We start from the raw sequence: 12,068 nt of genomic DNA, 5'->3' as shown, positions 1-12,068 counted from the left end.
TACAATGAATAAATAATAATGGAGTGTTTAAAATGGAAATAAAAGAAAAAAAAGAAGAAAAAATTATTCATAATATTGTAAAGAGTATAGAAAAAATGGATAAGCATTTAGATGATATAAAACAAGAAGGAAAATTGACACAAACAAGGTTAAAGGAATGGTTTTTTGAAAAAGAAGTATTATATGATATTAGACATATACTACACGAAATTGACAAATATGATGGCTACAATCTAAACAGAATTCAACCAATCGATGAAAATTTTTTGGAACTTGGTTTAGATTCAGAAACGGCTTCTTTTATGAAGGATTACTTTGGTTAAAATAAAAAAGGTGAACTTGATGATGTAATCAAGTTCACCTTTTTTATTTTAATAATTCTTTTTCTCTATACCACTGATCAGGTTCCCAAACCCATGAACGTCCATCGTTTTCAAGTAAGTCGAAGGCTTCTTTAGGTCCCATCGTCCTAGCAGGATACGTTGGAATGTTGGAAGTATCCTTGTCCCATACATGTTTAATAACGTCAACAATTTTCCATGATGCAGCTACTTCATCCCAATGAGTGAAGTTAGTGGCATCTCCTTTTAGACAGTCTAAAAGTAATTTTTCATATGCTTCAGGACTGTTTTCTAATGTTTCACTTGAGTGACGATAATTTAGTTTAACAGGATCCATTGCAAAGCCTGATCCGATTTCTTTGCCATTTAACGTTAAAGAAAATCCTTCAGTAGGTTGGATATAAATGGTTAAGATATTTTCAGGAATATCTTCTGTTTGATCTGCTGAACGGAATACGTTAATTGGTGTTGTTTTAAAGACAATATTAATACGTGTTCCTTTTTCAGTCAGACGTTTCCCAGTACGAATATAAAAAGGAACACCTGCCCAACGAAACGTATCAATCATTAATTTTCCGGCCACAAATGTTTCAGTTGAAGAGGTAGGGTCGACATCTTTTTCTTCATGATACCCTGGGAATTGATTACTACCAAGATGACCTTTAGAATATTGTCCTCGTACAACATTTTCTTTGACTTCTTTTTCGTTGTAGATACGAATAGATTCTAATGCACTAATCTTTTCAGTTCGAATGGCATGATCAGAAAAGATGGTTGGTGGTTCCATAGCTAAAAGTGCGACTATTTGTAGAATATGATTTTGTACCATATCCTTTAATGCACCACTCTTATCATAATACCCTCCGCGCTCTTCTACACCTAAAGATTCTGCCAACGTGATTTGAACATTATCAATATAGTAGTGATTCCATAACGATTCAAAAATATTATTTCCAAAACGAATGGCAGAAATATTTTGAACCATCTCTTTTCCTAAGTAATGATCAATACGGAAAATCTGATCTTCAGTAAATGCGGCAGAAATAGAATCATTTAATTCTTTTGCTGTTTGATAATCTGTTCCAAATGGTTTTTCGATAATTAAGCGGTTGAAACCATTCTCACTTAAAATATGCTCAGATTTAATGTGTTGAGCAATTGTTCCAAAGAAACTTGGTGCCATAGCTAGGTAAAATACACGATTACCATTCAATTGGTAAGTATTATCTAGTTCACTAGCAAGTTTTTCAAGAGTAACGTACTCTTGTGTATTGGTAACATTATGTGCTTGATAATAAAAATGTGATGTGAAAGAATCAAGCTCTTTTGGGGTAGGGTTTAATTCTTGAATACTGTCTGTTATGACTTCTCTGAAGTGTTCATTTGTCCATTCACGACGAGCTGTTCCTATAACAGCAAAATGTTTGTTGATAGCTCCTTTACGGAATAAACGAAAAAGAGACGGATAAAGTTTTCTTTTAGCTAAATCTCCAGTTCCCCCAAAGATGATAAATAATGCTTTGTTGTCTTGTGTCATCTTATTTCCTACTTTCCTAACAATATATCTAAATAATCTTATTATTGGTCTTATTTTACTTGTAAAAGACGGACAAATCAATAAATTAGAGTTTTATGAGAATCTTTTTTACTTAATCGCCATGATAAGATAAACACTATTTTTATGATATAATTGATTAAAAACATATGAGAGGTTGATAATATGACAAATACGTTTACTGAAAAGTACACAATTCCTTATTATGATTGTGATGCTGAAGGGTTATTAAAAGTTCCAACACTGATAAAGATGATGATACGAACTTCTGCTAATCAAAGTGATTCTTTAGGTGTTAATGAGACGTTACTTCAAAGTTTTAATATCAATTGGATTATTACTGAACATGATTTAACCATACATTCTTTACCAGTTTCTGGAGATGATGTTTTTATAACGACTCAAGCTGAAAGTTATAATAAATATTTTTGTTATCGAAAATTTTGGTTACATGATAAAAAAAACAATGAATTGGCTTTTATGGAGTCAACCTTCGCACTAATGGATAATACCACCAGAAAAGTTCATGCCGTTCCAGATGAAGTTATTTTACCTTTTCAATCTGAGAAAACAAAACGAATAAAACGTGGAGAAAAAATTCCAACATTACAATCAGAATCGATCAATCGCTCGTTTGGTGTGAGTTTTTGGGACATTGATGATAATCATCATGTTAATAATGCCACCTATCCTGCTTGGATGATGGATAGTATGTCTTATGATTTTTTGATTAGTCATGTTCCAAGTCGAGTGATCATTAAATTTAATAAAGAAATTCGCTATGGGGAAACAGTGGATAGCTATATTGAGGAAATAGATGATAATAAAACACTTCATCAAATAAAATCTGGTACAGATATATGTGCAGATGGTTTGATAAAGTGGGAAATACGATAGTTTTATGATCAGGATAAATGAAATTTGCATATTGAGTTAAAATCGTTCACACTTAAATAAACTAAATAAAAAGGAGTTGCAAAATTTTGATTGAATTTCAAAATGTATCGAAAATTTATAAAGGAAATAAAAAGGCAGTATCTGACATAAATTTATCATTTGGGGATGGTGAATTTATTTGTTTTATCGGAACAAGTGGTAGCGGTAAAACAACTGCAATGCGTATGGTTAATCGTATGATTGAACCAACATCAGGAAAGATTTTAATTGATGGAAAAGATATCACAAAAGAAAATCCTGTTGATTTAAGACGTAGTATTGGATATGTCATCCAAAATATTGGTTTATTACCTCATATGACAATTCGAGAAAATATTACATTGGTACCGAAATTACTAAAATGGCCTGAAGAAGAACGCAATGAAATAGCAGAAAGATTGATTAAGCTAGTTGAGCTTCCTAAAGAAATGCTTGATCGCTATCCAAATGAATTATCTGGTGGACAACAACAACGTATCGGTGTGATTCGTGCGTTGGCTGCTGATCAAAATATTATTTTGATGGATGAGCCTTTTGGAGCATTAGATCCTATTACTCGCGATTCATTACAAGATTTTGTTAAAGAATTGCAAGAAAAAATGGGGAAAACGATTGTATTTGTTACACATGATATGGATGAAGCACTAAAATTAGCAACGAAAATTGTAGTCATGAGTCATGGAAAAGTGGTTCAATGTGACACGCCTGAAAATATTTTACGTAATCCAGCGAATGATTTTGTCCGCGAATTAATCGGAGAAGAACGTTTGATGCATAGTCAGCAAGATTTTATTACAGTAGGTGAAGTCATGATGAAACGTGCTATTTCGATTACACCAGAAAAATCATTGTCTCAAGCGATTCGTTTAATGCGTGAAAAACGAGTGGATACGTTACTTGTTGTCGATGGAAATAATGTCTTAAAAGGCTTTATTGATGTTGAGTCTATTAATGATAAGCGTGGGTACTCGACAAGTGTTGGGGACATCATGGAAATTGATGTATTCTATATAAAACAAACAGCCCTTTTAAGAGATGCCATTCAACGTATCTTAAAACGTGGTTTGAAATATGTGCCAGTAGTTGATGACAATAAAAAACTAGTCGGAATTTTAACTCGTTCATCTCTTGTAGACATGGTTTATGATACGATTTGGGGAGAAGAGGATTCATCATCTGAAGATGAAACACCAGTAGAGAAGGAGGAAATATAATGAATACCTTCTTATTGGAAAATGGAAATGAATTAGTTGTCAAAACATTTGAACATATATATATTTCAGTCATCGCTTTACTACTTGGTGTGATTGTAGCGGTACCTTTAGGTATTGCATTGACTCGCACAAATAAATTAGCAAACATTATCATTGGACTTGCTAGTGTATTACAAACTATTCCTTCTTTAGCTTTATTAACAATGTTTATACCTTTTTTTGGGGTCGGGAAAATGACCGCAGTTGTCGCGTTGTTCATCTATTCGCTTCTACCTATTTTAAGAAATACATATTTGGGTATTAAAGGAGTAGATCCTAATATGGTAGATGCAGCTAAAGGAATGGGGATGACCGACTATGAACAAATTCGTTTGGTAGAAGTTCCACTTGCCTTGCCTACAATTATGCGTGGTATTCGTTTAGGAACGGTTTACGTTATTGCTTGGGCAACTTTAGCCTCGTATATTGGTGGTGGTGGTTTAGGTGATTTAATTTTTAGTGGATTGAACCTATACAAACCAGAATTAATTATTGGAGGAACTATTCCAGTGGTGCTACTAGCTTTAATAAGTGATTTTTTGTTAGGACTATTAGAAAAAAGACTATCTCCTAAAATGAAGGAGGCTAATAGTTAATGAGAACAAAACAAAACAAATTATTATTCATTTTAATGATAGGGCTTCTCTTTTTAACAGGTTGCGAATTACCTGGATTAGGTGGTGGAAAAGGAGATACTCAAACCATTCGTGTCGGATCTTTGGCCACAACGGAAAATCAGATATTAGCCAATTTAGTTAAAGGGATGATTGAACATTATACAGATGATAAAGTCGTTCTTATCAATAATTTGGGAACAAGTACAGTAGCACACAATGCAATGGTTAATGGAGATATTGATATTTCTGCTGGTCGTTATACAGGGACGGACTTAAGTGGGACACTAAATTTACCTGCTGAAAAAGATCCAGAAAAAGCGTTTGATATTGTTTCAGAAGAATTTAACAAGCGATATCATCAAACATGGTTACCTTCTTATGGATTCGCTAATACTTATGCTTTTATGGTATCAAAGGAAACAGCTGAAAAATATAATTTGAAAAAAATTAGTGATTTGAAAAATGTTGCCGATCAACTAACAGCTGGTGTTGATACATCTTGGATGAAACGTGATGGAGATGGGTATCAAGCATTCTCAGACACATATGACGTCGATTTTAAAAAGGTTTATCCTATGCAAATAGGTCTTGTATATGATGCGGTTGCTGCTGGAAAAATGGATGTTGTTTTAGGGTATTCAACAGATGGACGTATTGCAAGTTATGATTTAGTTGTGTTAGAAGATGATTTGAGATTTTTCCCACCTTATGATGGTAGTATTGTGATTGATAATGATGTGATGAATAAAAATCTAAAATTAAAAGAAGCATTACTTAAATTGTCTGGGAAAATAGATACAAAAACCATGCAACGACTTAATTACGAAGCAGATAATAATCTATTAGAACCCGAAACAGTCGCCAAAAAATTCTTAAGAGAAAATAACTTTTTTGAGGGGGAAAAATAATGCAAGATATGAATATAATGCAACAGTTCTTTTATTATTTACAAAACAATAGTGGCTATGTCCTCTCCCAATTTGTTAGACATTTTCTTATTTCAATCTACGGGGTATTTTTTGCAGCTATTGTGGGAATTCCTATTGGAATTTTTATTGCAAAAAAGAAGCATTTAGTAGATTGGGTGATTGGAGCTGCCAATGTTATTCAAACTGTTCCATCGCTGGCAATGGTATCTCTATTAATGCTTGCCTTTGGTTTAGGGGTGAATACGGTTATTATTACGGTATTTTTATATTCTCTCTTACCAATTATTTCTAATACTTATACAGGTATGACACAAGTCGATAAAGACATACTTGATGCAGGAAAAGGAATGGGAATGACGTCTTTCCAACGTTTATGGATGATTGAATTGCCATTGTCTATTTCTGTTCTGATGGCAGGAATTAGAAATGCCCTTGTCGTAGCAATAGGCATTACAGCAATTGGATCATTTGTTGGAGCTGGTGGGTTAGGAGATATTATTATCCGTGGAACAAACGCGACTGATGGAACGGCTATTATTTTAGTTGGAGCATTACCCACTGCACTGATGGCGATTGTAACAGATTGGGTACTAGGATTGGTGGAAAAACGACTGGATCCAGCTGGAAAACTAGTTGGTGCGTCAACGGCAGTAGAAGGAAAAGACACACCATAAATAATTTAAAGAAAAATTAACTTGTCTTTCATTGTTTATAGGTGTAATTTAGAAAAAAATGAAGCGAGTTTTTTATTAGGGGGAAAGTTAGTGAGACAATTTAAAAAATCATCCAAATTAGATTATGTTAGCTATGATGTAAGAGGTCCTGTATTAGAAGAGGCAGATAGAATGACAGCTAGAGGGGTTGATGTATTAAAATTAAATACTGGAAACCCTGCTGCGTTTGGCTTTAAAGCCCCTGATGAAATTATTCATGATTTAATAACGAATGCTAGAGAATCTGAAGGTTATTCAGATTCAAAAGGAATTTTTTCGGCGCGAAAAGCGATTCAGCAATACTGCCAATTAAAGAAAATGCCAAATGTTACGATTAATGACATCTATACTGGAAATGGTGTTAGCGAATTAATTACATTATCTATGCAGGCACTAATTGATAATGATGATGAAGTACTTGTTCCTATGCCAGATTATCCTTTATGGACAGCAGCGATTACACTATCAGGTGGTCGTGCGGTTCATTATGTATGTGATGAACAAGCTGATTGGTATCCTGATATTGAGGATATCAAAAGTAAAATCACACCAAAAACGAAAGGGATTGTGTTGATTAATCCTAATAATCCAACTGGAGCTCTTTATTCAAAAGAGTTATTATTAGAAATTGTAAAATTGGCGAGAGAACATGAATTAATTATTTATTCAGATGAAATTTATGATCGATTAGTAATGGATGGTTTGGAACATGTATCAATTGCTAGTTTAGCCCCTGATTTATGCGTGGTAACGTTTAATGGGTTATCCAAATCTCATCGTGTAGCAGGATTTCGTTGCGGTTGGATGGTTATTAGTGGAGAAAAGAAACACGTTAAAGGTTACATTGAAGGAATTAATATGTTAGCTTCTATGCGATTATGTTCAAACGTATTGTCGCAGCAAATTATCCAAACAGCTTTAGGTGGGCATCAAAGTGTGGATGAATTACTCTTACCAGGTGGACGAATTTATGAGCAACGTGAATACATAACCAATGCTTTAAATGCGATTCCTGGTGTAACAGTGAAAAAACCACAAGCAGCCTTTTACATTTTTCCAAAACTAGATATAGAGAAATTTAATATCCGAGATGATGAAAAATTTGTGTTAGATTTTTTACATGAACACCAAATTTTATTGGTTCATGGAAAAGGATTTAATATGTCTACTCCAGATCATTTTAGAATTGTTTATTTACCGGAAATGGAAGAACTAAAAAAAGCCACATTAAGTTTAGAAACATTTTTATCTACATATAGACAGAAATAAAAGTAGCTAGCCTAACAGGCTAACTACTTTTTTAATCATTATTTCTTTTTAATCTCTTTTTTACTCACGACGATTCGACTTAAATATTTATCTTTTAATTCATCATCGGGATTATTGACTTCAATTAAAACAGAATTCTCATATTCTTTTTCAATGATGCCTTCATAGCGTCCACCTTGCCATTTAAAGAACACTTTTTCTTTAGTATCCATACTAATCTCTCCCATATCATCCAAAAATAAAAAGCATAGTAATAATATTTCTGTATTATAACATTAAACTTTCTAAATGTGGAATAAAAACCCTTTTATTTTTCTTCTATTATTCATAAAAAAATATACAGTACATTAACAAACGAAGCGTTTATGAAATATCTAGACCAATTATTGACTAATGAATTAAATAATGATAATTTTAAGATATACAAGAAAAGAAAGAAGTGTTAGCAATGAAAAAAGTAATTTACGCTGATAAATTTTTTTTGGCAAGTGGAGAAGTTGGACCGGGCTATTTGGAAATAAATGACGATATTTTTGGAAACGTTACACATGAGATACCTAATGAGTATGATGAATTAATTGATTTATCTGGCAAATGGGTAGCACCAGGACTGGTAGATACTCATATTCATGGTTTTAAGAACCATGATGTCATGGATAACGATGCTGACGGATTAAAAGTCATGTCAGAAGCCCTTTTATCATGTGGAGTGACTTCTTTTTTACCCACAACATTGACGTCTGATCACAAGAGACTGAAAGAAGTGGCGACAACAATTGGTAAAGTAAAAAATCAAGTCAATGGAGCTAAAATCCAAGGGATTTATTTTGAAGGTCCGTTTTTCACGGAAGAACATAAAGGAGCTCAAAATCCTGGTTACTTTTCAGACCCAAGTATTGAAGTATTTCATGAATGGCAAGACGCTTCTGGTGGCATGATTAAAAAAATAGCATTGGCTCCTGAAAGAGAAGGCGTAAAAGAATTTGTTCAACAAGTGACAAATGAAGGAGTTGTTGTGTCTCTTGGTCACAGTAATGCCACACTTGCTCAAGCGAAAGAAGTAGTTGAGTCAGGTGCAAGTGTCTTTGTTCATACTTATAATGGGATGCGTGGTTTAAATCACCGAGAGCCAGGAATGGTAGGAGCAGCACTTAGTTTGGAACATGTTTTTTCAGAATTAATTTGTGATGGTCATCATGTTCATCCTACAGCTGCTGAAATTTTAATGGATTCAACTGGTCGAGATCATGTGGCACTAATTACTGATTGTATGATGGCTGGGGGGATGCCTGATGGAGAATATATGTTGGGTGAATTTAAAGTAACGGTTAAAGATGGCACTGCCAGAATGCAAGAGGGAAATCTAGCCGGTAGTATTTTGAAATTAAAAGAAGCTGTTAAAAACGTGGTAGAGTGGGGGATTGCGACACCTGCTGAAGCCATTATGATGGCAAGTTATGTTCCCGCCATTAGTTGTAAAATAGATGACGTATGTGGCATGATTAAGCCAGGTCGTGCGGCTGACTTTATTGTTCTAGACAAATCATTAAATTTAGAAGCAACTTACCTAGACGGTGAATGCCGTTATGAAGTACAATAAAATAAGTGAAACGGTAGAGTTTTCTACCGTTTTTTTATTCAAGAAAAAGGAGACGAAGTTTAATGAATAAAGAACGAATGAACCGTGTATTACAAGAGATGAAACGACAACAGTTACCTCAATTAATCGTATCGGATCAGGCATCAATTGCCTACTTGACAGGACAATCCATTGATCCGGGAGAACGTTTAGTTGCTTTAATTATTAAAGAAGATGGCCACCACGTAGCTGTGATAAATCGATTGTTTCCTGTTTCTGAAGAATCATTAGGAATGCCAATTATTTTTGTTGATGATACTGATAAAGGAATGGGTGTTTTAACATTAGCTAAAGAACTAGATCGTAACAAACCAATAGCAGTTGAAAAAAATTGGGCAGCCCATTTTTTATTAGATATTATGAAAGAATTAGATGCACCTATTAGTCAATATACGTTAAGTTCCAATGTCATTGATAAAGTGAGAGCAGTTAAAACTGAAGAAGAAATAGAAAAAATGTTAGAAGCCTCTCATGATAATGATTTGGCGATGAATCAATTAATCGGTTTAATCCCAGAAGAATTAACTGAATTAAACATGACGGAACGATTAGAAAAAATTTATCATAAATTAGGTAATGATGGCTTCTCATTCGAACCAATTGTCGCTTATGGTGCTAATGGAGCTGATCCGCATCATATGAATGACGATTCAAAGGTAAAACCTGGTGATAGTATTATTTTAGATATCGGTGGTGTGAAAAATGGGTATTGTTCTGATATGACGCGAACTGTTTTTTATAAAGAGGTATCTGATAAAAGCCGTGATGTATACGAAACGGTACTCGAAGCAAATAAGCGAGCAATTGAAACAGTTAAACCTGGCGTTCGTTTATGTGATATTGACGCAGCGGCAAGAGATTATATTGACTCAAAAGGATATGGAGAGTACTTTACTCATAGGACAGGACATTTTATCGGCACAGAGGTACATGAGGCTGGAGATGTATCAGCAAGTAATACAGATATAGTTGAAGAAGGAATGATTTTCTCAATTGAACCCGGTATTTATATTTCTGGAGAAGTTGGTGTTCGAATTGAAGATTTAGTTGTCGTAACAAAAGATGGCTGTCAGATTTTAAATGAGTATCCAAAAGAATTAATTGTAATAGATTAAATGTGATTAAAACTATGAATTGGAGGAATAAGCTTCAGTTCATAGTTTTTATTATGATGATTAGGTGAATTGATTAGATAACGATACATTTTTTAAGACATAAACATGTTATTAGTTTCATTAGTTTTTCTAATGTCATTATTTTTCCGTTTATTTAATATAATATAAAAAAGTGAGTATCGTTTTTTTGAAAAACTTTAAGTAAGATTGTTATGAAGGATAAGTATATAGTCATAAAAGGATTGTATCAGGGAGAACAGGGTGGAAAAAAAGCAAAAAATATATAATAGCATACCTCAATTGAAACGCGTTATATCATTTTTAATAAAAATTTTTTTGTTTCTTAATAGTGTTTAGCATTTCATGATTTATATGGGGTATTTACAATACCATCATATTAGTATCATTGTATTGTTGGTTTTTGGTCATTCACTTTTTGGTTTGGGGTTATTAAAAGATTTAAAAACACATCAATTAAACGACTGTCTTTTTTTACTTTAATTTATGTTATGATTTATTTTGTTGAGTATGTCACTGTAAACGGAAAATTTAGTAAATGAAAGTATAGAGTGATATTGTTAACATATAGTATTTTTAATGTAAAAAATAGACTAGCAGGAACCTATCCTCTAGTCTATTTTGGCGATGATTTTTGAGTGTAGTTCATTATCCTCAACAAGTGAAAAAAAGGTGAAGACAGATACATCAAATGATTCACTATCAGATTGATAGCAAGAATAAGGGATAACTAGTGTTTGTTCATCTGTTGCGACAATATAATCATTGTCAATGGTTTGTGCAATAAAGGTGTAGTCTGTTAAGTCTTCTTTTGTCCAAATCCCATCATCTGCTAAAAAGTCCAATGCTTGATAAAATTGTTGGCTATTTTTGTCATTGTTAAAAATAAAATAGTCTGTCATCTCTTGCAGATTTTTTTCTTTAATGAGAGTTAAAAAATGTGCAGGTGAAGTATTTGTTGTCATTAGTGCTAGTTGTTTAAACGTCTCCATTAACCTCAACTCCATTATTGTTTGTTTTCAATTGTGACATAAAAATCAATGTTTGATTGTTTACTTAAACCTTTACCTTCTATATCGACTGCAATAGGCATAGGTTCTTTTCCATTATACACCGGCTTCACTCGATATCGAATTGTTTCCCCATCATCAGCAGCTTTTCGAACCATATTTTCATATTTTGTCATGAAGGGAGTGTTAACTGGATTTTGATATAGCGTGACCAAGTTTTCTAACTTGTCGCCCGTTCCGCCAAGTTGTCTTCCAATCAAATGGCCACGCGAATGGTTATGAGGTTCTAAACCAGAAATAAAACCAGGAGGACGAATACTTTGGTTAGCAGATGTGCCTGTATTGACCATATTGGGTTTAATAAGGGCATTGGCAGTAGTTGGTCTACCAAGTTTATCTAATTTGCCATATTCTATCCATCCTTTTGAACTATTTCTCAATTCTTCTGCTGTAAACTTTGCTTTACCATGTTCAACTGGACCTGGATTATCCTTTTGAATTGAGCTATTAGTGTGTTCATTTTTTGTGACAGAATGATTTTGCTCAAATGGTAAAAACGCCATTAATGTTTCAGGTGATTTTACACCTGCTACTACCAATATAATACAAATCACTAACCCAATGATATATTGAATAGGTGATGATTTTTTATTCTTGTTTTTCTTAGTCATGT

At 33.4% G+C, this 12,068-nt stretch carries 13 protein-coding genes; 9 read left to right on the top strand and 4 right to left on the bottom strand.

Translation table 11 applies throughout. The annotated features are described in order from the left end of the window. The first annotated feature begins 32 nt into the window (after positions 1-32). Positions 33-323, top strand: coding sequence for a hypothetical protein (locus MN187_RS07210; RefSeq protein ID WP_117973156.1), 291 nt, complete (start codon positions 33-35; stop codon positions 321-323). Positions 324-366: 43 nt separating this feature from the next. On the opposite strand, the gene zwf is transcribed toward MN187_RS07210, so the two are convergent. After that, on the bottom strand, positions 367-1,878 hold the full coding sequence (zwf, locus tag MN187_RS07205; RefSeq protein WP_117973155.1) for a glucose-6-phosphate dehydrogenase: 1,512 nt from the start codon (positions 1,876-1,878) through the stop codon (positions 367-369). A 183-nt stretch (positions 1,879-2,061) separates the two neighbouring features. Here zwf and MN187_RS07200 point away from each other — a divergent pair, with 183 nt between their 5' ends. The 6 genes from MN187_RS07200 (at position 2,062) to MN187_RS07175 (ending at position 7,613) form a co-directional block, all read left to right on the top strand. Further along, on the top strand, positions 2,062-2,793 hold the full coding sequence (locus MN187_RS07200) for an acyl-[acyl-carrier-protein] thioesterase (RefSeq protein WP_117973154.1): 732 nt from the start codon (positions 2,062-2,064) through the stop codon (positions 2,791-2,793). 86 nt (positions 2,794-2,879) lie between these two features. Then, complete coding sequence (locus MN187_RS07195) at positions 2,880-4,046, top strand: betaine/proline/choline family ABC transporter ATP-binding protein (RefSeq protein WP_117973153.1); 1,167 nt, start codon at positions 2,880-2,882, stop codon at positions 4,044-4,046. Then, the gene (locus MN187_RS07190; RefSeq protein ID WP_117973152.1) at positions 4,046-4,681 is read left to right on the top strand and encodes an ABC transporter permease; all 636 of its coding nucleotides are present in this window, start codon (positions 4,046-4,048) and stop codon (positions 4,679-4,681) included. The genes MN187_RS07195 and MN187_RS07190 overlap by 1 nt, the downstream gene beginning before the upstream one ends. Continuing rightward, complete coding sequence (locus tag MN187_RS07185) at positions 4,681-5,610, top strand: osmoprotectant ABC transporter substrate-binding protein (RefSeq protein WP_117973151.1); 930 nt, start codon at positions 4,681-4,683, stop codon at positions 5,608-5,610. Before MN187_RS07190 ends, MN187_RS07185 begins: the two co-directional genes overlap by 1 nt. Continuing rightward, positions 5,610-6,305, top strand: coding sequence for an ABC transporter permease (locus tag MN187_RS07180; RefSeq protein ID WP_117973150.1), 696 nt, complete (start codon positions 5,610-5,612; stop codon positions 6,303-6,305). The genes MN187_RS07185 and MN187_RS07180 overlap by 1 nt, the downstream gene beginning before the upstream one ends. A 90-nt stretch (positions 6,306-6,395) precedes the next feature. Next, positions 6,396-7,613 (top strand): pyridoxal phosphate-dependent aminotransferase, encoded by a 1,218-nt coding sequence (locus tag MN187_RS07175; protein WP_117973149.1) that lies wholly within the window; start codon positions 6,396-6,398, stop codon positions 7,611-7,613. Positions 7,614-7,651: 38 nt separating this feature from the next. On the opposite strand, the gene MN187_RS07170 is transcribed toward MN187_RS07175, so the two are convergent. Then, positions 7,652-7,825 (bottom strand): DUF2187 domain-containing protein, encoded by a 174-nt coding sequence (locus MN187_RS07170; RefSeq protein WP_117973148.1) that lies wholly within the window; start codon positions 7,823-7,825, stop codon positions 7,652-7,654. Positions 7,826-8,061: 236 nt separating this feature from the next. On the opposite strand from MN187_RS07170, the gene nagA reads away from it, so the two are divergent. Together nagA and MN187_RS07160 are read left to right on the top strand one after the other, a co-directional pair. Beyond that, positions 8,062-9,213 (top strand): N-acetylglucosamine-6-phosphate deacetylase, encoded by a 1,152-nt coding sequence (gene nagA / locus MN187_RS07165; protein WP_241699198.1) that lies wholly within the window; start codon positions 8,062-8,064, stop codon positions 9,211-9,213. Positions 9,214-9,275: 62 nt separating this feature from the next. Next, positions 9,276-10,367 (top strand): M24 family metallopeptidase, encoded by a 1,092-nt coding sequence (locus MN187_RS07160; RefSeq protein WP_241699197.1) that lies wholly within the window; start codon positions 9,276-9,278, stop codon positions 10,365-10,367. 629 nt (positions 10,368-10,996) lie between these two features. Here the strand turns inward: MN187_RS07160 and MN187_RS07155 are convergent. Together MN187_RS07155 and MN187_RS07150 are read right to left on the bottom strand one after the other, a co-directional pair. Then, entirely contained in the window at positions 10,997-11,377 is a 381-nt protein-coding gene (locus MN187_RS07155) for a hypothetical protein (protein ID WP_117973145.1), read from the bottom strand. Between the two features lie 14 nt (positions 11,378-11,391). After that, positions 11,392-12,066, bottom strand: a complete 675-nt coding sequence (locus tag MN187_RS07150) for a DNA/RNA non-specific endonuclease (RefSeq protein WP_117973144.1) — start codon at positions 12,064-12,066, stop codon at positions 11,392-11,394. Positions 12,067-12,068: the final 2 nt, after the last annotated feature.

Origin of the sequence: Vagococcus sp. CY52-2, from assembly GCF_022655055.1 — a bacterium.
Classification (GTDB): domain Bacteria; phylum Bacillota; class Bacilli; order Lactobacillales; family Vagococcaceae; genus Vagococcus.
This window is presented reverse-complemented; position numbering and strand designations above follow the sequence as displayed.